General features: G+C 32.0%; 23 protein-coding genes. 9 read left to right on the top strand and 14 right to left on the bottom strand.

Going from position 1 to position 24,117, the window contains the following annotated elements:
* Nucleotides 1-5 precede the first annotated feature (5 nt).
* Genes GFS03_RS11070 through GFS03_RS11060 form a run of 3 tightly spaced genes read left to right on the top strand, consistent with a single transcriptional unit; the run spans nt 6 to nt 3,826 of the window.
* Entirely contained in the window at nt 6-1,403 is a 1,398-nt protein-coding gene (locus GFS03_RS11070; RefSeq protein ID WP_153424137.1) for a phenylalanine--tRNA ligase subunit alpha, read from the top strand.
* Nucleotides 1,404-1,408: 5 nt separating this feature from the next.
* Complete coding sequence (gene pheT / locus GFS03_RS11065; protein WP_153424136.1) at nt 1,409-3,046, top strand: phenylalanine--tRNA ligase subunit beta; 1,638 nt, start codon at nt 1,409-1,411, stop codon at nt 3,044-3,046.
* 18 nt (nt 3,047-3,064) lie between these two features.
* On the top strand, nt 3,065-3,826 hold the full coding sequence (locus GFS03_RS11060) for an alpha/beta fold hydrolase (RefSeq protein WP_181443810.1): 762 nt from the start codon (nt 3,065-3,067) through the stop codon (nt 3,824-3,826).
* On the opposite strand, the gene GFS03_RS11055 is transcribed toward GFS03_RS11060, so the two are convergent.
* Nucleotides 3,807-4,601 (bottom strand): nicotinamide mononucleotide deamidase-related protein, encoded by a 795-nt coding sequence (locus GFS03_RS11055; protein WP_153424134.1) that lies wholly within the window; start codon nt 4,599-4,601, stop codon nt 3,807-3,809. The genes GFS03_RS11060 and GFS03_RS11055 overlap by 20 nt on opposite strands.
* Before the next feature lie 40 nt (nt 4,602-4,641).
* On the opposite strand from GFS03_RS11055, the gene GFS03_RS11050 reads away from it, so the two are divergent.
* Nucleotides 4,642-5,847 (top strand): PLP-dependent aminotransferase family protein, encoded by a 1,206-nt coding sequence (locus GFS03_RS11050; protein ID WP_153424133.1) that lies wholly within the window; start codon nt 4,642-4,644, stop codon nt 5,845-5,847.
* Here the strand turns inward: GFS03_RS11050 and GFS03_RS11045 are convergent.
* Entirely contained in the window at nt 5,840-6,703 is an 864-nt protein-coding gene (locus tag GFS03_RS11045) for a zinc-binding alcohol dehydrogenase family protein (RefSeq protein ID WP_153424132.1), read from the bottom strand. The two genes, GFS03_RS11050 and GFS03_RS11045, sit on opposite strands and share 8 nt — an antisense overlap.
* 55 nt (nt 6,704-6,758) lie before the next feature.
* Between GFS03_RS11045 and GFS03_RS11040 the strand changes: the two genes are divergently transcribed.
* A complete protein-coding gene (locus GFS03_RS11040) occupies nt 6,759-7,127 on the top strand; it encodes a helix-turn-helix domain-containing protein (RefSeq protein ID WP_153424131.1) in 369 nt (122 codons plus the stop codon).
* On the opposite strand, the gene GFS03_RS11035 is transcribed toward GFS03_RS11040, so the two are convergent.
* Nucleotides 7,104-7,496 carry a hypothetical protein gene (locus tag GFS03_RS11035; RefSeq protein WP_153424130.1) on the bottom strand — a complete coding sequence of 131 codons (393 nt, stop codon included), beginning with the start codon at nt 7,494-7,496 and terminating at the stop codon, nt 7,104-7,106. The genes GFS03_RS11040 and GFS03_RS11035 overlap by 24 nt on opposite strands.
* Nucleotides 7,497-7,563: 67 nt before the next feature.
* On the opposite strand from GFS03_RS11035, the gene GFS03_RS11030 reads away from it, so the two are divergent.
* Both GFS03_RS11030 and GFS03_RS11025 read left to right on the top strand, forming a co-directional pair.
* Nucleotides 7,564-8,259, top strand: coding sequence for a DUF2192 domain-containing protein (locus GFS03_RS11030; protein ID WP_153424129.1), 696 nt, complete (start codon nt 7,564-7,566; stop codon nt 8,257-8,259).
* Nucleotides 8,260-8,300: 41 nt separating this feature from the next.
* Nucleotides 8,301-9,203, top strand: a complete 903-nt coding sequence (locus GFS03_RS11025) for a CBS domain-containing protein (RefSeq protein ID WP_153424128.1) — start codon at nt 8,301-8,303, stop codon at nt 9,201-9,203.
* A 254-nt stretch (nt 9,204-9,457) separates the two neighbouring features.
* On the opposite strand, the gene GFS03_RS11015 is transcribed toward GFS03_RS11025, so the two are convergent.
* The 4 genes from GFS03_RS11015 to GFS03_RS11000 are packed head-to-tail and all read right to left on the bottom strand — an operon-like array spanning nt 9,458 to nt 14,726.
* Nucleotides 9,458-12,085 (bottom strand): ATP-dependent helicase, encoded by a 2,628-nt coding sequence (locus tag GFS03_RS11015; protein ID WP_153424126.1) that lies wholly within the window; start codon nt 12,083-12,085, stop codon nt 9,458-9,460.
* A 41-nt stretch (nt 12,086-12,126) separates the two neighbouring features.
* Entirely contained in the window at nt 12,127-13,500 is a 1,374-nt protein-coding gene (locus GFS03_RS11010) for a glycosyltransferase (RefSeq protein ID WP_181443809.1), read from the bottom strand.
* The gene (locus GFS03_RS11005) at nt 13,493-14,056 is read right to left on the bottom strand and encodes a ParB N-terminal domain-containing protein (protein WP_153424124.1); all 564 of its coding nucleotides are present in this window, start codon (nt 14,054-14,056) and stop codon (nt 13,493-13,495) included. Before GFS03_RS11005 ends, GFS03_RS11010 begins: the two co-directional genes overlap by 8 nt.
* Complete coding sequence (locus GFS03_RS11000) at nt 14,025-14,726, bottom strand: endonuclease III domain-containing protein (protein WP_153424123.1); 702 nt, start codon at nt 14,724-14,726, stop codon at nt 14,025-14,027. The genes GFS03_RS11005 and GFS03_RS11000 overlap by 32 nt, the downstream gene beginning before the upstream one ends.
* A 55-nt stretch (nt 14,727-14,781) precedes the next feature.
* Here GFS03_RS11000 and GFS03_RS10995 point away from each other — a divergent pair, with 55 nt between their 5' ends.
* A complete protein-coding gene (locus GFS03_RS10995) occupies nt 14,782-15,045 on the top strand; it encodes a hypothetical protein (RefSeq protein ID WP_153424586.1) in 264 nt (87 codons plus the stop codon).
* Here the strand turns inward: GFS03_RS10995 and upsB are convergent.
* From upsB to GFS03_RS10960, 7 genes are all read right to left on the bottom strand, one after another.
* Nucleotides 15,026-15,430: a pilin subunit UpsB gene (gene upsB / locus GFS03_RS10990; protein WP_153424122.1), complete on the bottom strand. Its 405-nt coding sequence runs from the start codon at nt 15,428-15,430 to the stop codon at nt 15,026-15,028. The genes GFS03_RS10995 and upsB overlap by 20 nt on opposite strands.
* Before the next feature lie 15 nt (nt 15,431-15,445).
* On the bottom strand, nt 15,446-15,895 hold the full coding sequence (gene upsA / locus GFS03_RS10985) for a pilin subunit UpsA (RefSeq protein ID WP_153424585.1): 450 nt from the start codon (nt 15,893-15,895) through the stop codon (nt 15,446-15,448).
* A gap of 58 nt (nt 15,896-15,953) precedes the next feature.
* Complete coding sequence (gene upsF / locus GFS03_RS10980) at nt 15,954-17,465, bottom strand: membrane pilin protein UpsF (RefSeq protein WP_153424121.1); 1,512 nt, start codon at nt 17,463-17,465, stop codon at nt 15,954-15,956.
* Nucleotides 17,446-18,867, bottom strand: coding sequence for a type II/IV secretion system ATPase subunit (locus GFS03_RS10975; protein ID WP_153424120.1), 1,422 nt, complete (start codon nt 18,865-18,867; stop codon nt 17,446-17,448). Before GFS03_RS10975 ends, upsF begins: the two co-directional genes overlap by 20 nt.
* A 26-nt stretch (nt 18,868-18,893) precedes the next feature.
* Nucleotides 18,894-20,966, bottom strand: coding sequence for a protein UpsX (gene upsX, locus GFS03_RS10970; RefSeq protein ID WP_153424119.1), 2,073 nt, complete (start codon nt 20,964-20,966; stop codon nt 18,894-18,896).
* A 46-nt stretch (nt 20,967-21,012) separates the two neighbouring features.
* The gene (locus GFS03_RS10965) at nt 21,013-22,119 is read right to left on the bottom strand and encodes an RsmB/NOP family class I SAM-dependent RNA methyltransferase (RefSeq protein ID WP_153424118.1); all 1,107 of its coding nucleotides are present in this window, start codon (nt 22,117-22,119) and stop codon (nt 21,013-21,015) included.
* Between the two features lie 269 nt (nt 22,120-22,388).
* Nucleotides 22,389-23,051 carry a hypothetical protein gene (locus GFS03_RS10960; RefSeq protein WP_153424117.1) on the bottom strand — a complete coding sequence of 221 codons (663 nt, stop codon included), beginning with the start codon at nt 23,049-23,051 and terminating at the stop codon, nt 22,389-22,391.
* Nucleotides 23,052-23,127: 76 nt separating this feature from the next.
* Here GFS03_RS10960 and GFS03_RS10955 point away from each other — a divergent pair, with 76 nt between their 5' ends.
* A complete protein-coding gene (locus tag GFS03_RS10955; protein ID WP_153424116.1) occupies nt 23,128-24,030 on the top strand; it encodes an FAD-dependent oxidoreductase in 903 nt (300 codons plus the stop codon).
* Nucleotides 24,031-24,117: the final 87 nt, after the last annotated feature.

The raw sequence follows: 24,117 nt of genomic DNA, 5'->3' as shown, positions 1-24,117 counted from the left end.
TATTGATGTTAAGTGAGAACGAAGCTAAGATATTATTTTTTTTAAGGGATCTTAAAAGAGCAACTTCTCTAGAAATTGCGACAAAAATAGGTATTCCAGAAAGTTCGGTATTAAGTTTAATCGAGCTACTGAGAGAAAAGGGGTATGTAAAAACAGAGATAAAATCTGAAAAATACTACATATTGACTGAAGAGGGAAGGAAAAGAAAGGAAAGCGGATTGCCCGAAGACATTTTAATAAATACATTAAATGGACAAGAAAAAGATCTAAACGAGATAAAAAATATTCTTGATGAGGACTTTAATATTGCAATCAGTTGGGCAAGGAGAAAAGGATTAATAGAGATAAAAGAAGGAAAAGTAATACCTAAAGTAAAAACTTACACGTCACCTGAGTATCTTGCTCTGTCAAATCTCGAAAAAGCTGATACTAATACAATAAACTTGCTTAAAAAAAGGGGGCTCATAGAAGAAAAGGAAAGGAAAGTAGTAAACATAGAGTTAATAAAAGAACCTAAAGAGTTTGAGGTAGGGATTTCAAATCTTAATAGAGAAATGATAGTTAGTGGAGAGTGGAAAAAGTATAAACTTAGAAAGTATAATGTAGAAGCATTTCCTCCCTATTATACTATTAGTAAAAAACACTATTTTAAAGAATTCCTAGAAAAAGTTAAGGATATTATGATTAGCTTAGGATTTAAAGAGATTAATACAGGTTATATTGAAATGGAATTTTATAATTTTGACCTTCTATTCCAACCGCAAGATCATCCCGCCAGGGAAATTCACGATAGCTTTTCAGTAGAAGGTTTGGGAAAAATAGAGGATAAAGAGTTGTTAAATAATGTAAAGGAGATTCACGAGAAATTCTGGAAGTATGAGTGGAAACAAGATATTACGCTAAGGTTAATGTTAAGAAGTCAAACTACTGCAACTACTGCGAGGCTCCTAGCCTCAAGACCAAAGGCTCCTCAAAAAGTGTTTACTTTAGGTAAAGTCTTCAGACCAGATGCAATAGACGCGACTCATTTGATAGAGTTTCACCAATTAGATGGTGTAGTTATAGATGATAATTTCACGTTTAGAGACTTATTAGGTGTTCTGAAGGAAATATTTTATAGGTTAGGAATTAAAGAAATTAAATTTAAACCAGCATACTTCCCATTTACAGAACCTAGCGTAGAAGTTTACGGATATCTAGAAAAATTAGGCTGGGTGGAGATGTGTGGAGCCGGACTGTTAAGGCCAGAAATATTAAGTTCGGTTGGAATACACAGCATGGCTGGAGCCTGGGGAATCGGAATTGAAAGGCTTGCTATGAGTTTTCTGAACATTAGTGATATTAGACTACTTTACTCGAATAATATAGAATATATAAGAGATGTAAAAGTGAAAATAGAGTGATATAAATGGTAACTATAATATTAAATAAATATAAATTATTAGATAAAATACGTATTGGTCAACAGAAACTAGAGGATCTATTGTTTAACTTAAAATCAGAAGTGAAACCTATCGATGAAAGTAATATTGAAATAGAAATAAACGCTGATCGACTAGATCTACTTTCCTCTGATGGAATAGCTAGAGCGATCAAAGGTTTATTAGAAAAAGAGCTAGGCGAAGCAAAATATAATGTTATAGATACGGAATATACTCTGATTGTCGATCATGTTAGAACAAGGCCTTATGCATTAGCTGCTGTAGTCTATAACGCTAAAATAGACCTTGAAGAATTGATACAGTTTCAAGAAAAACTTCATGGTACTATAGGAAGAAAGAGAAAAAAGGTAGCAATAGGTATACATGATCTAAGGAAAGTAGATACGAAGACGATAGAATATAAGGAAGTTCCTCTTTCCTATAAATTTATTCCATTGTATGGAAATAAAGAACTCACAATTAGCGAGATATTAGATAAAACTGAGCAAGGAAAACTTTATGGAAATATCTCAATAGCTAATGGAGTATCCCCAGCTATAGTCCAAGAAAATGGAGAAGTATTGAGTATACCTCCAATAATCAACTCTAATAAAACCAAACTGGATGAAAGCACAGAGGATTTCTTTATAGATGTAACTGGAACTTCATTTGAAGCCGTTGCACAAACTCTGGATATAATTGTTTCAAACTTAGCAGAAGCAGGAGGGACTATAGGAAGAGTAAAAGTTTTAAAATCTACTAATTCTTCTCAATCATCCTCTCCCTTGCTTATACATAAGATTCAGAACGTTAGAGAGGACTATGTAAAGAGAGTTTTAGGAATTAAAATTAGTGAAGAAGAGATATGTAAACATATTATGAGGATGAGAATGAATTGCGACATAGAAAACGGAGTTATAAGAGTAACTGTGCCTCAATATAGGGTAGATATTCTAAATGAAATTGACGTAGTAGAGGATATTGCAATGAGTATCGGTTATAATAACCTAGAACCTAATAAGTATATTTCAATTAATTACGGTTCTTATGATTACATAACATTGGTAGAAAGGAAAATAAGAGAACTAGGTATCGGAGCAGGATTTGTAGAAATATTTAACTTCGTATTGATTAAAGATAGAAAGCTACTCAGTAATGAATATGTAAAAATTCTCAATCCTATTACTGAGGAATATAATGCAGTAAGGGATTCGCTAATTCCGGTAATATTAGATTTCCTATCTAAAAATCAACATGCGAAATTCCCTATTAGAGTTTTTGAGACTGGAGATGTGGTAATTTATGACTCTTCTACAGATACAGGATTTAGAAATGATAAAAGAGCTACGTATGCAATAATGGACAACGAGGTAAGCTATGAGGACATACAAGCACCAATCCATTACATTCTAAAATCCTTAGGCTTGGAAGTAACTTATAAGGAAGAAAATAATAACATTTTCATCGAAGGGCGTTCAGCGTCTATAGTTTATGAGAACGAAAAAATGGGAATAATAGGTGAAGTTAACCCTGACATATTAATAAAATTTGGTATCGAATATCCTACAGTAATTGCTGAATTATGTATTTCACAAATAGCTAAAAAACTTCACAATCAAAGATAATAGACGAGGTGATACTAAATTCCCTTTATAATTACAAATGATATTCGGCTATATTATGAAGTAAGAGGGAATGGAAAACCGCTTGTACTAATCCACCATTTAGCAGGAAGCTATAAGAGCTGGAAATTTGTTATTCCAAAATTGACATTAGATAGTACTGTAGTTGCCTACGACTTAAGAGGACATGGCAGATCTTCAGCTCCAAATTCGCCTTATAGTATCGAAGATCACTCCAGTGATTTAAGAAGTTTATTAGTTCAACTAGGTATAGAAAAACCAATATTAGTAGGACATTCAATAGGTTCTTTAATTGCAATAGACTATGCTTTAAAATATCCAGTGGAGAAATTAATATTAGTTGGTGCTTTATATAAAGCACCATCCCCAGAAGTTTATGAGAAGTATGTAAGAATAGCAGTGAATTTCGGATTAAGAGCCTTAGCAGAATATAGAAGATTACATAAAGAGTTTGCAGATACATTAGTAAGTAACTATCATGCATGGAATTCTCTTTTAGAAGTATATGAAGAAACAACGCCAATAGGTTATAAAAACGCAGTAGAAGGGTTATTGAAGGCAAAAGACTATTCAGACGAACTCAAGAAAATAAACGTTAACACTCTTCTAGTGTACGGATCTTATGACGGATTAATAACAAATATAAATGTATTTAAGAATAACATGAAAAATGTGGAATTGAAAACTATAGAAGGCTATGGTCACTTTCTTAATTTCGAGAATCCGTCATTGTTATCTGATATCATAAAGAATTTCTTATAATTCCGTTTAATTTCTTTATAACATCTACTAATTCATTTTTTACTTTTTCTATTTTTGCTTTAATTTCTTCCTCCTCTCTCCCGCTTCCCGCTATCTGTATTTCTAGTATAGGGCGTGACAACTCATAACTTTTTGGATGTGTTTTTATATAAATATCATATTTTTTCACCAGTTCCTTAACATATGGTGCCAATGCAGATTCCATCACGTTCTCAACGTATATGAAGTCCTCCAGATATTTCAAATTAGGCTTATTCCTTAGCATTTTGTTTATAAAATTCTCTAATACGTTTTCCATCTCTCTAGGTACACCTGGTACAGCTAATATATCAATGTTATTGTGATAAATATAAATCCCAGGAGCTATTCCCTCATTATTTTCAACGGGAATAGCGCCATACGGCATATAAGCCATTTTCTTCCTCTCTTCCGTAAGAGGAATATTTCTTTTGGTATACTTTTCCAGAATCATATTAAAGGCTGTTTTATTTAACTCCAAATCAACTCCCAATGCCTTCGCCAGCCCTTCCGCTGTCTTGTCATCCCATGTAGGCCCAAGACCACCAGAAGATATTATGACTTTCGGCCTCCTATCTATTGCCTCTCTGAAGGCTGATGCAATTTCGTCTGCATCATCCATAATTACAGTTATTCTTCTCACGGTGAACCCTAATGATGTAAGTCTACGACCGATATGTGAAGCATTAGTATTTACAGTCTTTCCACTTAATACTTCATTACCTATAGTTATAATTTCCGCTAACCAATAATCCATAAAAATATTAACTATCGGGGCCAATTAAAAATTGACCTTCATGTTTGAGAGATTTTTATCCAACGAAACCAAGTATTTACGCACATCAGAAATAAGAGATTTATTAAAGTTAACCGAAGGTAGAAATGTAATTAGCCTTGCGGGCGGTTTACCTGATCCTCAGACTTTTCCGGTAGAAGAGATCAAAAAAATAGTAGATGATGTTTTATTGAATAGTGCTGATAAAGCATTACAATATACTGCAACTTCTGGAATATCTGAATTTAGAAAAGAACTAGTGAACTTATCTCGATTAAGGGGAATTGGTGGAATAGACGAAAGAAATATATTTGTCACGGTAGGAAGCCAAGAATCACTTTTCATGCTATTTAATATATTAATAGATCCTGCAGACAATGTGATAGTCGAAGCACCAACTTATTTAGCTGCTTTAAATGCAATGCGAACCAGAAAACCGAATTTCATATCGGTCACCGTAACGGAAAGAGGACCAGATCTGGATGAGTTAGAAAGAAAAATAAGAAATACACATAACGATGGTAAAAAAATCAAGTTAATGTATGTAATACCAACAGCCCAGAATCCAGCAGGTACGACAATAAGTACAGAAGATAGGAAAAGACTCTTGGAAATTGCATCAAAATATGATTTCCTAATTTTTGAGGACGATGCTTATGGGTTTTTAGTGTTCGAGGGAGAGAGTCCTCCACCAATTAAGGCCTTTGACAAAGAAGGAAGAGTAATTTATACTAGCACATTTAGTAAGATACTTGCACCAGGTTTAAGATTAGGATGGGTAGTTGCTCATGAAGATTTCATTAGGGAAATGGAATTATACAAACAAAATGTTGATTTACATACACCTTCATTATCACAATATATCGCAATGGAGGCTATAAGGAGAGGTATAATTCAAAATAATTTACCTAAGATAAGGAGAGTATATAAGGAAAAGAGAGACATAATGTTAGAGGCTATCGAAACTTATTTCCCCAAGGATGCTAGGTGGACAAAGCCAGTCGGTGGAATGTTTGTATTTGCTTGGCTACCACAAAAAATAGATACCACTAAGATGCTAGAAAAAGCTTTACAAAGAGGTGTAGCTTATGTACCGGGTTCTAGCTTTTATGCCGACTATAGCGGAAAGAACACCATGAGGATAAATTTCAGTTTTCCTAAGAGAGAAGAGATAGTAGAGGGAATTAAGAGATTAGGAGATACAATAAAACAAGAGCTCTCTACTTAAAAACTTCTTCAACATTTATTATTACCCCAGCCTTTGGTGATGGAAAAGAAGCCAAAAGATCATTGGAAAATGATACAATCTCGTTAAATAATTTATCGGTGATTTTTTTGTCTATAAATTCAAGAACACCATCAACTTCTTTAGGAGGAATAAATATCGCTTTGGTAGATGAAACTATTGGCCATGTATTCATCAACTTAGGCATTATTATCTTAGTATTTGATTTAGAAATGTCGTCTACGAAAGCTCTGATCCAAGACCTAAAGGTTGTAATTATTATATTATCCCACTCTTGAGAAAGATGTCGAATCTCCTCAACCCCTACTATATGTGGATTAATCCCATCCTCTCTATATACAGCAACTTTACTGACTATATCTCTTAAATAAAGGGCGGAGATTATTCCGTAAAGTCCACTACCTATTATTAGGGTATTGCCACTGTTAATATATTTAGGTAATTGTAATGCAAAACTCACGTAAGGATAAAGTACATATTTCTCATTGAAATTAGATTGAGGAAGGATTACTATACTGTCTAAAGGTACGGTAGCCTTTTCTGCCAAAATACCATCTATCTCAGTCCCAATCCCTCCGTACGTCTGAGAATATGGTAAGACGAGAACTAATTTTCCTTCTAAACTCTTGTCAATATCTAATCCAACGCTTTCAACTCTACCTATTCCAGTTGAACCTAGTATTCTAGTTGGTTCTATCCATAATAACCCTACATATATTGAGTTTTCTAATCCATTTACTAACACTCTTTTTGGCTTTAATAATACATAATCTCTATTAACTTGTTTTTCTGGAACATCATTTATTGTAATACCTAAATTAAATACCACAGCTTTCATTTAAGGGACATAACTCTTACTGCTTATTAAATTTTATAATTGAATTCATTCTACGATGGAAAAGGCAATTCATAATCTGGGGAAAGATGCTAGACTACACATTATCCACATTCTTTTGCAAAACAGAAGCAAAAAAGAACTTGCTGAGGAGCTTGGTATAACTCCAGCAGCAATTACTAAATACTTAAAGGGAACTACGCATCCGAGTGATGAAATAATAGAGAAGTGTATTGAAATTGCTAATGAGGAGGAATATTATGAGATAGTTAAAATAATAATCAATGATATAAGTGAGGCTTTATTAGAACTATTAGGAAACGTAAATATAGAAAACATATTGGAAAATGAAAATGTACAGAAACTTAAAAAATTACTTGACAAAGCATTTGATAAAGTGTTATCAACTTCTTCTAGGTTCGTATAGTGGGCATGCAATGCATATTTCTGAAAATTTAGATACAACAACTCTTTTAGTACCATCATTATTTACTACTATTACATCACTGGGAATTCCAAGCTTATTTTCATCGCTTATATTCCATGCTTGGCATACAAAGTTTATAGCATGTTTGCAGGTTTTTGATTTCCATATGCTTTGAGATTTTGCTATATTAATCCAGTTTAAAGTTCTCGCTATATTATCGATCATAACATAGATTTTTTTATGCTCTTCCTCATTATCATCTTTCATGCTCTTTAGTTCCTCTGTTAGTTGTCTTATTTCTTGCTCTAGATCAGAAGTTGAAAGAAGCACAATATTTGGCTTTAAATTATCCTCTGTTTCTGAACTCATGATAAACTACTTAATATAGTATACCTTATAAAGAAATGTGCACATAAACTTAACGAGGTAGTCAGGAATGGTAAAGGAAATTTACAGAGAGAGGATAAAAGTACTTACTGACATTTGGAGTTTATTAATGCAAAGTTGGGAATCATTGAGTCGAGAAGATGTTATTGAAATCGTTAAAAATGCTTACACTAAGAAAAATCTTAAGCCTTTTAGAGGGTTTAATGCGGATGGATTATATGAGAAGGAGCTAATAAGCTTGTTTGTGGTAGGAAAATATGGACTAGGTCTTTTTGAAGATAATAAAGAAATATTTGATAAATTATTATCTAGAGAGGAAGACTACGATAAGATCTCAAAGTTAATCATAAATGGAAATGTAAATGAAGCCTTTGAGAAGTCTGGTAATAACAAAGAGGTATTAGCTAGAGCATTAAGAACAACATTTACCAAAATAATATTTTCTTTTGAATCAGAAGATAAAATGTATAAATCACTAAGAAATCTAAACAGTTCAGAAAAGGACGAAATAAAGCATACTTCAAGAAGTTTCTCAAGATTTTATACTGCATTTAAGCTCGCAGAAGGTATAGCTGAGGGAATAGTGAGGGATAGGCTAACTTATATTGCTACTAAAAAGGCTATAGCTATATCAATAGGTATTGAGTATCCTTTACCAAAAGCTAATTATGTCGCGTTAATAGCTAAAGAGGTATTTAACGTAAATAAGAAGATTTTGAATAAGGTTTTAGGTATAAAGGTATAAGCATAGATATTTTAAACTACTAAATAAATTATAATTGAGTTATGCAGAATCTCTCGCCTACACAAAGGGAAATATTGTTAGCCCTTACAGATCTTTATAATAGGCAAAAAAGAATGATAAAAAGTAAGGAAGTAGCTGATATTATAGGAAAAGATGAGGGAACGGTTAGAAACATTATACTAAGCTTAAAGGTATTAGGTCTAGTAGAATCTAAACCAGGACCTAATGGAGGCTATATGCCAACACTAAAAGCGTATGAAATTATCAGTAATCCTACATTAACTCCAATACTGGATAAGCTAAATCTCTATAAAGGAATGATAGAAACTGATATAAAAGTAGAAAATATTGAAATAATTGATATTACTAATCCTTCGGCAAATAGGGTTCTCCTAAAGGTAGAGGGAGATCTACGAAAATTAAAAATAGGAGATGCCGTAAGATTGGGTCCTACACCCTATAGTAGGTTAGTTATAGAAGGATTAGTATTGCACTTAGATGAGAACAGTAAAGAAATCGTAGTAGATGTAAAAAGAATGATAAGTATTCCAAAGGAGAAAGTAAAAAATCTTATCTCCAAGAAACTAATTGCGTTAAAGCCGGAAACTAGCTTAAGAGAGGCCTCCATGATCTTCTACAAGGAGGCAATAAGAGGTGCGCCTGTTATCAATAAAGACGAAAAAGTTGTAGGAATTCTAACTACAGCAGATATAATTAAAGCCTTCTTTGAAGGAAATTATACAGCTAAAGTCTCAGACTATATGAAGACCAATGTAATAAGTATAAATGAAAATGAAGATTTGTTAGATGCAATTAGGAAAATGATAATTTACAATGTTGGTAGATTACTAGTGTTGGATAGTAATAATAAAGCAGTAGGTATTGTAACCAGAACAGATATTTTGAGATCTATTGCGGGCCTAGAAGGCTTGTGGACATCTTGAAAGAGAAGTGCGGAATAATCTGCAATAATACTTTTTATGAGTTAAAAAATATAAGTCGCCTAGAATATGAATTTATATGTGACCCCTCTGATTTTTATACCCTTATAAAAAGTGAATGTGATAACAAAATACAAGCAATAGTCCACACTCATGAGGAAAGTTGTGAACCTAGCTACAAAGATATCATATCAATGAAAATATGGAACGTACCTTGGATCATTATATCTAAAAAATGTATAAAAGGTATACTATATTCAAACGGAAGTATACTCGAGCTCGATATTAACTCCTTTCTGTCTCAAGAACTCTACAACTCTATCATGAAGCTTCTTCATTAATTCTCTTCTATCTTCAGCTAATACTACATCTGAATGCCCTTTAAGTATTATACTATGGGAGAATGGACTAGGAATGGTAGTTGGTCCAAATACATCAACCGCTATTTCATGATCAGCAACTTTTCTGAGAATCTCCTTAGCCCTTACTATATCCATATGATCTTCCAAAATTTCCCTAATAGTTTCCTTAATAACTGGAAAATTTTCAATTTCTCGTAGAGCCTTTAATAGCGTCTCAGAATTTAACTCTCTTCTCTCTAGATTAGTTTCCTTTCCTTTATATTTTCGCAATAACATAAATGATCTTTCTGCACAGTGTCTGAATCTTCTCTTTAGCATTTCTGTCCTCATAATGGCCTTTGTAACTATCTCATAAACGTTATCCGGATTAACCTTTTCAAATAGTTTCTTAATGTCATAATTTAAGGGAATGTCTCTTTTTACACTAAGCATAAATCCATTATCAGTAACAGAAACTTTAACGTCTGTATTCAATTCTTCACTAAGCATGTATGCGAAGGCTCTAGAAAGAGCATCTAATGCTCTTCTTCCATATAGTGCGTGAAATATATAATTCCTAATTCCTTCTTCGTCATCGTAAATTTCTATTAAAATTAAATTATCAGAGGGAACTTTTCCATTCGTGAAAAGATACTGTTCTAAAATATAGGTATATATTGAGGTGGAAGCATGTTTATCAATTTCATACTCCTTAGAAATATTCTGTATTATCTCTGCATGTGTTACCCCTTTCTTGATCATGTCAGCTACCTCTCTTCTAAACTTACCAACCTCTAGTGCTGATTCATAGGCTAATGGAAGCATTTCTGAAAACCAACTCGGAACCGTTGGTCTTTGACCTATGGCCTCTTTTACAATTACTTTAGAACCTTTACTTCCAATAAATTCATAAGTCCTACCACTTAATACGAAAATATCGCCGGGTGATAATATTTCAACAAATTCTTCTTCTAAATTGCCAACATATTTATTATTTTCAGTAACTACGCTTATCATAGCCTCATCTGGAATTGTTCCACTATTCGTATAAAATATTAATCTACTACCTTTCTTGGGATATATAATCTTCTCCTCTTTTAGTCTTACTTTAGCATAAACGTTTTTTAACTCAACTCCAAAGAAATCACCACTAAGGTATCTTAATACTAAAGAGTACTCAGATTCACTAAGATCAGAGAAATTATATGACCTCTTTAGAATATTAAATAACTCTTCCTTATCTATCGGAGAAATTAAACTAGCAGCCACTATTACTTGTGATAAAACATCTAATGGATTTTTAGGAATATGAATACTATCAATCTTCCTTTCTCTAGCCAACCTAGCTAATACAGAACACTCAACCAAATCATCTCTGTCAACGACAATCACTCTTCCTTTACTGATACTCCTTATATGATGACCAGCTCTTCCTATTCTTTGCAATAATCTACTTACGCTCTTAGGACTACTTAGCAAAATAACTAAATCTATATAGCCTATGTCTATTCCTAATTCTAGGCTAGTTGAAGAGACAACAACTTTTAAAATTCCTTTCTTAAGCTTATCTTCAACTTCCAGTCTCACATCTCTACTAAGACTACTATGATGAGCTTCTATCGCATCAGCATCAAAGACTTTTTCACTTTCAGCTAACTTTCTCAACTTGTACGCTACTCTCTCCGTAGCATGTCTGGTATTAGTAAAGATAAGAGTAGTCCTATGCTTTTTTACTTCATTTAAGATAGTCTTATATATTCCCTTATCTACCTCGCTTTCAGAAGAGTGAACTAGATCTTTAACTGGGGAAATCACTTTAATATCGATAGGCTTTACAAATCTAGCATCAACAATTCTATATTCTCTTCCTTTACCCACAAGAAATTGCGCTACTTCTTCAAGAGGTGATACAGTTGCACTCAGACCTATTCTTACAAATTCTTTCTTAGCAACTAAGCTTCTAAATAGTTCTAACATTGCAGAAAGATAAGCTCCCCTCTTACTATTAGCTAGTTCATGAATTTCATCGACTATAACCCATTTCACATCAGTTAATTTCTGACTAAATTTCGGCGAAGTTATGGAGATTCCGAAAGATTCTGGTGTCGTTATTAAGATATGTGGAGGTTTCTTTAACATTTTTTGCTTTTCATAGGATGTCGTATCACTAGTTCTTATTCCTACCCTAACGTCTGGTAATTTTGGATTTATCTGCCTTATCTCACTAAGAGGTTCTAATAGGTTTCTTTGCATATCATTGTTTAGTGCCCTTAACGGTGAAATATAGACCGCATAAACCTTATCTTCCAACTCGTTGTTATCACCTAATTCAAATAACGAATCTAAAATTCCTAGAAATGCTGCTAAAGTTTTCCCACTCCCTGTAGGACTGGATACTAATACGTTATAATTCTGCTTTATTAACGGTATTGCTGCTCGCTGAGGAGGAGTAAACGTAACATATTTCTCTTTAAACCATTTGGCTACATATGGTCTAAGTAAATTGTATATTTCTTCATCAGAGTAAAAGTAGGTATCACTCAACCTATAGTGCCTTTCAGATTATGATTTAAAAAATATTTCTTTCATAATCCTTTAATATATGCTATAAAGGTGTAAAGGTAAGCTATCGAATAATAAGCTAGCCAAATAAAGGTTAGAAAGTCGCCTCTAAACATATAAAGGAAAGCTGACAAAACAAAGAGAACACCAAAAGCTAAAATTGGATAACCTATGTTGCTCTTAGCCTTCTTACCTTTTGGAGTAACAATATATGTCCTAGTTTTCTTGAATGCATTAAGAGTACCAATAAGTAAAAACGGTGAAATTGCAACAGTGTAAGCGGATAGTCTTCCCAGTGCTTTTATAGCTGTTACAGCATTCAATCCGGATTTCCTAGCACTATTGACAAAAATAATAGCATAAGTTGATAATGTTATAGCCCATAGAACAAACATTGGCAAACTCATACTAAGTCTAATACCTAGAAAACCAGCTATTGCAAAAATGGTAGCACTTATAAATGTTAGTAGAATTGGAATGTATTGAGAAAGATAAGCTATAATCTCTATTTTTTGCCAAATTTTCATATTGCTACTAACAATATATTTAAATCTCCTTAAAAGAACCTCCATTGTCCCCATTGCCCATCTAGTCTGCTGAACGTAAAACGCTATTAGATCACCTGGAACTTCCACATAAACTGGGGATGAAGATGCGCAAATCCTAAATCCCCTATTTATTAGTCTAGTTCCAAGTTCATAATCGTCTTGAATCATAGTATAATCCCATCCGTTTACCGCCTCTAGCGCACTACGCTTAAAGATTGTTCCACATCCTATTGGCAATACTTTTAACCCTAATTTATACCTTCCTCTCAGTATAGATCTACTAGTAAGTAACGTTGATACCATTAACGCTCTTGCTAGAGATGTGCTAACATTAGAGTAACCGTGCCATTCCATAGTAATTGCATCACAACCCAAATTTAACATATGATAGTAAGCTCTTATTAAAGAATCCTTTTCGATCCTAGCATCTACGTCTAATGTTAGAATTAAATCACCAGTACTTTTCTGTAAGCCAAATGCTAGTGCACCACTTTTATAGCCAAGTTTCTTCTCTCTTCTGTATATCTTTACATCTAATCCTGGAGGAATAACTAAAGTTGATAGTAATTTATCAAAATATGCTTGATCATCGTCTGATACAATTATTATCTCTAACTTATTTTTATCCCACTCAGCCTCATATATATTATTAATTAGTCCTTGGATCACATCTATTCGTTCTCCCTTCGTCGGTACTATAATTGATAATTTAGGTAAACTAATCTCGTTCCCATGTAAAACTAGATTAACTAGATTATCATTCTTACCATAAATATAGAAAATTATCTGATTCCAAACTACTAGAGAAGGTATTATGAATATCGCAAGATTAAGTAAAATGTTAAATATCATCTATTGATATTGCCTTTTGGGGAATAATAAATTCATATACGTGTCTTGTAGTCTTAGGTGGAAATCTTAAGCCCCTATTAGCAATACTTATAACATCTTCCTTATATATCGAAGGTGGTTCTAAATGACCAACTGTATCCTTTTCGACAATTATCCCTATCGACTGTAGAAAACTTTCTAATTTTTCTAGTTTCCAATAAAGCTTATACAAACTATCGTCACAAATACGGATATGATCAAATCTAGCACATATTCCACCACTAGAGTAAATTGATGATAATATACTCTTTACAACAGAGGGCTTTGAAAATCTTCTATACCATATACTAACGTTAATAGAAGTAGAATTATAATTCACATAAATCACAGGTATTTTTTGTAGTGAAAGACGTAAAGCAGCAGTAAACCTATGATGACCATCTAAGATAACATGTGTTTTTTCATCCACTATAATAGGTTTTATAGCCCTTACTTTCTGCACTTCTAAAGAAATATTAGCAACTTTATCAAGTATTATGTCCTCATGAGGTATTAGATTTTCGGGTTTCTCCATCTCTATGCGAATAGTACTCACAACATTCTTTAATTATACATGAATTACATAAAGGTTTTCTAGCCTTGCAAGTTAGTCTTCCATGTGCAATTAACAAATGATGAAGATGGAGAAGATCATAAGCTGAAAAAAGTTCTTTAAAAGTAGATGATATTAAATCATATTTAGCGTTCATGGGAACTATCCCTAACCTTTTACTAACTCTGGTTATATGAGTATCAACGGGGAAAACTTTGTATCCCCTACAAGTTAGCAATATTACATCTGCAGTTTTCTCTCCTATTCCCTCGAATTTTAATAATTCCTCTCTCGCATTAGTGCTATTTAACAGAATGTCTATCGATCCATTATATTTATCAAGAATTATTTTTGAGATTGTTTTTAACCTTCTGGCCTTAGTTTTATAAAGACCTGATATTTTTAATGCAATTTCTATATCGCTCAAATCTGCACCGGATAATTTTTCCGGACTAACGCCAACTTTCTTTTCCAACTCTAAATAGGCTTTAAGTGCTGATTTATCCGTAGAATTTTGAGATAAGATAGTGGCTACAAGTACTTTGAAACAATCCCTAGTCTTAAGCCAGACATAATATGCAATATAATCTTCCTCTTTTATAGTATAGATAGCGGAAAGTTTACGATAAACTATTTCGGGAGTACAATTCACGAATTTGAATAAGCAACTCAGCTTATAAGGAATTCTTAAGCTAAGTTATTATTTGATGTACGAAATAGAGATAGTTCTTAATGCAATAAAGGAAGGTGCTGTAAATCCTGGAGATGCAGTAATCAAAACTGGGCTACCTAGATATGAGGTTTTAGCTCTGTTCCATATTTTAGAGGAATTAGGCTTAATAGAGCCAATATACTCTAAGGGATCACATAAGGCGTTTCGACTTACTAAAAAAGGAGAAGAAATACTTGAAGGATTAAAAAAGGGATATGAATTACATGTATTCGTAAAACCTAATCTGATCCAAAGTTAAAATAGTAGTAGTTTCCATTAATCTGTAAAATTATTGTAGCGTTTTCATTAATGAGTATGTTATTATTTGTTATTACGCTTAATGGAACTAAGTTACCGGGTAATATCTCATATTTTACGTTGTATGACACGTTATTAACTATAACTTTATTTATCATGACAGGGATACTTCCATAGTTATATACGAAAGTGGTATTAGTAGAATTCCCTAAATATATTACACTTATTTTTACATTAACATTGTTTAGATAACTATCGTATTCACTATTAGCCTGGATTGAACTAGTTGAATAATTCTGCACGAAAAATAAGTATAATGGAACAATTAGTGAGAGTGTAATCATAACCACTATTAATGTTGAAAAAATAGATGAAATAGCTTTCAAACAAACCCACCTTATTTATGCTATCGAAGCTAGCACGTTCTGAACAACACTATATGGTTTTCCATTAGGTAAATTGCCAACAACTTCGACAGTATAATACTGGCCGGCAGTTATTTTACCATTAATTAATGTTATATTTTGAATTGACTGGCCTGGTTGTAGGAGGTCGTTATTAAGTGATATTTGAATATTTTTAGTCCCATTGAGAATTATAATACTGTTTAGATATACCTGCGTGTTCCCTGTATTTGAGATATAATATTGTAAATATGCTTGTCCAGTATTAGGATTGACGTAGATACTTAGTTGAGTCTGAAGATTTGTATTTTGTGTTAATGAGCTAAATAAACCATTTGAGTAGGCATAGAGTAAACCGCCTAGCACCAGAGTTATGGCTAATACTATTACCGTACCTAAAATTGATGAAAGACCTTTTCTCTTTTTTAAATTATTAACTCCTTTCATCATTTTCTATATCAAAAAATATCTTACCCAGAGAACATCGAAAATAATATTACCTCTGCTAGATAAAGGTTAGGATAGCGTTTCCGAAAAATAGGATCAGTATCAAGTTCACTAAAACCAAAACAAGTAATGGGAAGTTAAAAATAGTAAAGCGAGATATTTTAGCGTACATTATACTAAGCGCTATCGAATATAGAACGATAATCAAATCTAGGTTACCCACTGCCTTAATCTTAGTCATTATCCCTAGTGCAAAATAGAATATTATGGGAGTTATGATTGCTAGAATATTGAACATGCGAAGATTCTGCAATACTTTTTTCCGTAATGAAATATAATTATTAAGAATTAACGACAAATCTTTGAAAGTGTAGGTGTCAGCAAAACCTTTTTTATCAATATTTTCCATAAGTTCTAAAATAGCATTTATAATCCAGATATTTGTTTTTACATTAGACATTGCTTCATTTTTCCTAATTTTTGTAGCGAGCTCCCTCAAAAAATTCCTAAATTCTGTACTATCAACATTAAGTTTCAGTATTGCACTTTTTATACTATAGCCTATTCTCAAATAGTCTGCAATATCTGACAATATATATGGCAAATTATTAAGGATCTTATCAGCATCTGATATCTTACGATATATAATAAAGGAGAACACTACAAACATCGAATAAAATAGTAATATTTTATATTCTAAATTGAGATGAAAGATAAACATAAATATGAAAGGAATAGGGATTATATATAATGACCTTTTAATCTCTTCGATATTAATTTTTATATTATATCCTATATTTGGTTGTATCAGTGAGATATAAAAGAAAATAATTGGAGAGAGTAAAAGAGGAAATATAAGCTCAAAAATATCTATAGATGCTGAAATGTACTGAAAAGCTAGTAAAATCATTGGAGTCACTAAAAACAGCATGAATAAGATCTCGACTATTTCGTTTACTTTTTCAATATAGCTCTCAAAATTCAGATTTAAGTCATCAATTGTTTCATTTAAAAGATCCTTTAGTCTTTCAGACATAGAAATCCCTATTGATTCGCCACTCGTATAAGTTGTGTAAATCTTACCTAAGAAGTCGCTTCTATGAACCTTAGCTCTACTCTCCATTGCGGAGATAGAGGATTTCCCTAAAACTTCTACCTCTTTGAGTAGTAACATAGCCTCTCTTCTTAAACCTTTAAATACCTTAGAGTTCTTTATTTCCTCAAACGTTTTATATAAATTTCTACCTAAAAGGCTATTAACATATGCAAATAGTAAGAAAATAGGTATCTCGTTTTCTATAATCTTTCTTTGTTCGTCCTTTCTAATTTGAGTAATCAATACGGGATAAAAATAAATGAAAAAATTCATTATATTTAATAGTAAAAAATATGGATTAAGTTTCAAATAGAAGATAACGGAGATAATGGAGATAATAGGTATTAAAAACAGTATCCTAGTATATTCTCTACGGAGCTTTTCTATGTCATCACCATAATATTTAATATTTTCATTTATTCTTGTAGCCATTAAGTTAAATAAATTAATTTTTTCAAATAGCTTTTGTCTCAACTTGACCACCTTGAGTTATTTTCTTTAGATAAATGCTAAAATCTTCTAGATCTAAGACATCATTGTTTACTAAGTTCTCTAGGATTTTAACTCTGCTACTAATCTCCTTAATTATTTCTGAAATTGGTATTTCATATGTTTTTGATATATAATTAATCCTATAGGATTTTTTAACTAAATCATTAACATTGTTAGGTAAGAATGTGTTAGAGGAAAAAGACCACTTGAAAACTGGTCTGAATCTTAATTTACCTTTAACGTAAACTATTTCATAAATCGACCTTATAATCCTCCTTATGTTTCCATTACGATCTCTTAACGTTCCTAAAACTATAATACCCCATAGATTTTGTAAAAACAATTTAGCGACATCCTTATTTAAAAGACTAATTAATCTGGTTAGAGCTTCCTGTGGATTTCCCGCGTGAAATGTAGCCAACGAGCCATGACCAGAAGCTGACGCATGAACTAACGCCTCTATTTCCTTGCCTCTAATCTCACCTATTACAAGATAATCAGGTCTATATCTTAATGATAGTTTAGCTAAATCCATTAACGATACTTCAAATTGGGAAGAAATTGATTGCCTAGCAAAAAACCTTATCCAGTTGTCATGAACTATGTTTATTTCTGGAGTATCTTCAATAGTAATTACCTTAAAGAAAGGATTAACCATACTAAGTATCGAATTAAGCAAAGTAGTCTTTCCAGATCCCGTAGAACCAATTACTAAATAGAACGGTTTATAATCCAGCAAAAACCAAATGTAAGCTAACATTAGTGAACTTATCGATTCGTTTTTAATCAGTAATATAGGACTTATTGGCTTCAAAGGAAATTTTCTTATATCAAACGTGGAGCCAGGTAATGAAACTTCACGAGATACCGTAGCGGCAACTCTATGACCCTCAGGTAGCGAAAATTCAAGGTATGGTTTAGCAATACTGACTGGTTTATCTGCTTTATTTGCAAGTTTTTCAATAACCTTTAATACATGATCCTCTTGTTCAAAGACTATGTTGGTATACAATCTTGGAAATCTCGTAACAATTCTATGAACTACAGTCACAGGATATGAGAACCCCTTACATTCTACTTCTTCAACATAAGGATCTGCTAGTGGAACCGTTAACTCATCATAAGCTAACCTTTTTCTCAAATGATAGATCATTTTTTCAATAATTCCTTGATCGCTGATACCTTTATTTTTAAGTATCTTAATTACTGTCTCTTCTATATTAGTTAAATTAGGAGTTGAATAGATATATTCTAGTATAGAATTAAGTAGTTCAATTTCCTTCTGATCTAGGCTAGGTTCCTCTACTTTATAATAACCAATTCCATTATCCTCATATATAATAACTTTAGCAGTTAGAACAGAATACTCTTGAAGAATATTCATAATATTGATGATACGAAAAAATACACTCAGACAATACCGAAATTACTCAAAATTTCCTTAATAGTCATTGCTTCACTTAAAGCTATAGAGATTGATAAGTTAATAATATTACCTAAATCATATCGTGACTCCCACTTAAAACCATACGAATAAGCGCTGATTTTTATTGAATTATATGTAGGCTCTATCGGAAAAACAATATGATTTACTTCTTTAGATATACCCCTAAATGAGTGAGGTCCGTAAAATAACTCAAAAGGAATATTAGGCTCCATATTTATTTTTATTATTAGATAATCTCCTTTCAACTCAGCGTTGACTGATTTAATGGGGTTTTTAACACCAATTAACAAGTATTCTCTAACATAACTTCCACTATTTTTTACAATCTTGATCAAATTATATCCGTCTTTTACGATTATCTTTTCACCATCAACTTCAATTTCTTCACCTACTTTTCCAAATAATATCCCTGTATATTCTAAAGGGTATTCGAATAACTCCTTCCATTCAAAAATTTCGTTTTTTACTATAGCAATTTCCTTCTCAATACTATTATTTATAATTATAATTTTGCTTCTATTCAAATTAGCCTCCTTCCTAGCTATTTCTATAGGTGCTAAAAATTCTAATGACATAACTAATCGCTCATCTACATTAACGTAAACCTTAACCTGAACATCTGGGAGCTTTAAATTACTAATACTTAGCGGTATTTCAAGTAATTTCTCGCCATGATTTTCCATAGTAGTAAACTTAAATGTTTGACTTAGAGCCTCTACTGTAAACGTTATTTGAGATCTAGTAGGAATGGAATATTTAATATTAAACACTAATAACGCATTCTTGTTTGGATTGCCAATTAATGTTCCCCCTTCATCTGCTGCAAGTATCTTCACATCGGAGAATTCGATTTTTGGGAGTTGAGAAGTATAAGGAATAGTATGCATAAAAGAGAAGAATAAATTTCCAGCAGAGATTTCTAGCAAACCTTTAGTATATTCAAAAGGTTCTATTAATACAATTTTCCTTTTATCTTCACTAACCTTAATATCTAATACCTTTCCATTTTTTATATTAAAATTGTGGAAATAATGTTCGTCAACTTGTAGAATAATTGGATTCTGGATACTATTGTTTCTATTTATAATTTTGATCGGTTTATAATTCCCTTCGAATTTGGCTATTCCAATAATTCCATCACTAGATACCAGATAAATCCTTTTAGAGTTAAAATTGAATGAAATTACATTATCAAAAATGGATATTTTATGAAAATTATTATCAAAAATATAAAGTTTACCATTCTTTAGAATTCCAAGCAAGTTTTTATTTGAGTTAACGAATAACTCTGACTCTATATTTCTCTCAATCTCTCTCCAACCAGTATTATAATACTGCTTCAAGCTTTCACCACACAAAATTAGCAATCCTCCAGAAAACTCTCCAATTAAATATGCATTATCGATACATATTCCAATATTTCCTTTCTTAGAAGAGACTATTATTCCTTCACTTGACCTATATATATTACCATAGGATTGAATAAAACCTAGATAATCTCCTTTAAAATTAAAATATAATGCATTACCTTCCCTATCAATAACTTTAGTACCGCTATCATATGTTACAGAAATATAATATCTTGAAACATATATTTGGTCTCCACGATCCACATCCAGCTGTTTGTTTCCTAATATTATGGTTAGCTTATGTTTCCCTATCAAAATTTTTTTATCTAGATAAGATACATATTTCTCATACTCTTCTCCATTCAAGTAATATTTTCTTCCCCTTAGATAGATTGGATAAAATTCACTATCATTATACATAATATAATCTACTACGTTTTCGTTTTCATCTTTCCTAATTATCGTCTCCTTATCGTCCTCAACCATAACGAGAAAGTTGCCCTTTCTGTAAATCCATTTATTATCACTCATTTTTATTCCAGACTCATTAATAGTAATTGATGGTTGACGTAAAACGTTACACATCAACTGGACGTAATCGTCATCCTTTAATTCAAACCAACAATTAAATTTTGAGATAAAATTTAAATCTAATTTCTGATAATGTATAAAATATGGAATTTCCATACATTCTTTTTTAATCCTTTATAAAAATACGGAGAGCAAGGTGAATTTATAATTTGGTCAAATTTAAAGTTGATATAAAGAACCCTTCAGTCGAATCAGTATGAGGAAAAGTCCTATTAGATTTCTCTCCTACCTTAAATAATGAATAACCGGATTGATAATTAGAGAATGGCTTCTCAGCAATTTCATAATAATCTTCTATTACTTTTTCACCCTCTTCTGGAAACAACGAACATACTGCATAAACAAGCTTATTTGCAGTAATCTTTAATGATTCACTTAGTAAAGATTTCTGTAATTTAGCAAATCTTTCTATTTTTTCATTATCCCATAATTTCAATAAAATAGAAGGATCATTATTTATCATCCCGGAGGAGGAGCATGGTGCATCTAACAATATCTTATCTGATCTTATGACACTATTTTTTGTGGAGTCTTGATATATTATATGAATCTTACTTAAATCTACTCCACATCGTTTTAACAAACTATACTCTTTCAGTAACCTCTTAAAATCAACGTCCGCTAGGAAAATTTCAGCTCTGTTTTCCGTGAGCATCATGTATAAAGAAGCTTTAATCCCTGGTGCTGAAGATAGATCAACCACTTTTTCACCAATCTCTGGCTTAAGCGCCTCTACCACTAAAGAACTACCTTTATCGTGAATTATTAATTTACAATCTTTAACTATGCTCAAAGAAGATAATCTCACTGATGACTTTTTAATCTTTATCATATAATAAAAATCCTTATCGGACTCAAATTCTATATTTTTACCCTCCAACTCTCTATATATTTTATCAATATCGGTCTTGAGGAGATTTATACGAGCCCACACCCATCTTTCCTTTAATTTTCCCTTTAGAGCTTTAATATCTAATAATGTGGATAGTTTCTCCTCCATCCAGTTAGGAAACTTAATTTCGATATTTTCCTTATTTTCAAGCCAATATCTTACCTTAAATGACCTTTTGCCTTGAGGTAAGGCATAGTACGATAGTATTAACCTTTTACTATAATCGTATAAAAGATTAGAATCTATCTTCCTTGGCTTGTTGTATAGATATGCTCGTTTAAATGCAACTGCTAAAGGAAAATTCTTCTTTTCCACGTAATATAATACAGTAGCCAAAAACTTTACTATCTCACTCAACTTAAGTGTAATACAAGTTTGACGTTTAATATTCTTATCGTTATCTAGGCATAAGGTAATATTAGGACTTACCTAAGATTACTCTATATTAGATTCTACATATAATTAAATATGAAAGTTACACTACTCATCTATATAACACTCATCTTGTTATCAATATCACTTTTTTCAATCAAAATAAATAATGAGGCACTACAATATGCATTAACTGTTAACTCAATTTTCATAGCTGCAGCAATGTTTGTATTAACCAGAAAAACTAAGAATTTTCATAGAATCTGAGGAGAAATCATACTCCTACATAAACCCTTTTTTAAACAGAGTTGGAAGAAACACTCTACTGCTTGTCTTCCTTTAAGGCCTAATTCTTTACTATACTGTGAGACTTTTCTCCTAGACTCTTGTAAAGATGCAGCTTCTCTAATAATTACTTTAACTTTAGATAGAGTTTGCTCATCTAGAAGTAACGAACCAATTAAGCTTATGACTATTGGAAGATCACCGCAGTTCTTTCTCCAAAGTTCGTCTAAAGAAATATTGTAATCCTCATAACTTATTAATACATCAGTGCTAGTACACGACTCGCTTCTGACTATCTCTATTGGGTTTTTATAGTTTGTAAGTATTTTAAATAAATAATACTCTGTTGAATTCGAGCTACTAATACACAACCTATCAAATCTATTATTTGTAACCTTTAATCCAATTTTAGTAGTTACAAATGCACCATTACTTATAAATCTTATATTTTCATAAAAAAGTGTTAAGGGTAAGGGTATAAAAGCTAAGTCTAACTCTTTAAGTTTGAACTTTAATTCGTCTTCTTTAACACGCATAGGCTCTAATTCCACACTTCTATTGATTTCATTGCTTAATAGAGGTCCTATAACCTCTAACTCTTTCTCATTCGTGTATCCTAGACGTAGCCTCACATAGTAGAACTTTTATTGAACCATTATTTTAACTTATCTTTTAAAAGGGAATATTAAGATTATACTAATAACCGAAATGGAAACCAGAAAAGTCGTAATCGTAGGCGCTGGATACTCAGGGCTTAATGCATATTATGAATTAGCAAGACATATAGATAAAACACTAATAGCTGATAAAGCACAATTTGTATTTTATACTGCATATCTCCAAAAGCTCGTATTTGGTAAAAATATTCGATACACTGCTAGTATAAAACCAAGCATAATAAGCACGGTGAAGGAAATTGATTTAGAAAGAAAAACAGTAAAAATTGAAAATGGCACAGAGATTCAGGGGTATAAATTAATCCTAGCTCTAGGGTGCAAAAGAGAACATCAATTAGACGTTATAAGAAAGATCATGGTTAAGGATAGAGTTAGCATAGGTGTAGAAAATTATCTAGACGAGTATCTTGGAATTCAATTGGCTTTTTATTTAAGAAAGCTGAATAAGGAAGTCTCTTATAGCGGCCCGGTCCTAAAATGGTTAGGAGAAAAAGTAAGTACTAAAGTTCTTGAATTATTAGAGAAGCATGGAATAAGACTTTCAGAAAAATCTGATGATATAATTCCTGCTTGTGAACCTAATGAGGTAATTGGAGAGTTCTTACCCATAAATGACAAATTAGAATATAAGAACGATGTTTTCGTAATTGGAGATATGATAAAGAATTATCCAAAGTTAGGAGAGTTAGCAATGAGAGAGGGTATATATGTAGGCAGGTTGCTATCTAAAAAAATTAATGAAAGCTTTAAGCCTCTTTTCATTAACATTATCGATACTGGTAGAGGAGAAGCTATACATATAAGGTCTAATGTTCCGTGGAATGGGAATTTTGAAAGTGTAAAAGTATCGAAACTAAGAGCAATGATGAAGAGATTTATAGAAAGATATTACATTTTAAGAAAGGGAAAGATGGGTATACTTTACAACCTATAGGATATCCAGGGACCCTGGGGGGAAATATCAAGGGGTTCCTCTCATCTATCCTAAGGTCCCTGGATACCTCTACTTTATTTTTTGTAT

It is taken from the genome of Sulfolobus sp. E5-1-F (assembly GCF_009601705.1).
Lineage (GTDB): Archaea > Thermoproteota > Thermoprotei_A > Sulfolobales > Sulfolobaceae > Saccharolobus.
Note: the sequence above shows the minus strand (reverse complement) of the source record. Positions and strands in the feature narration are given on the sequence as shown.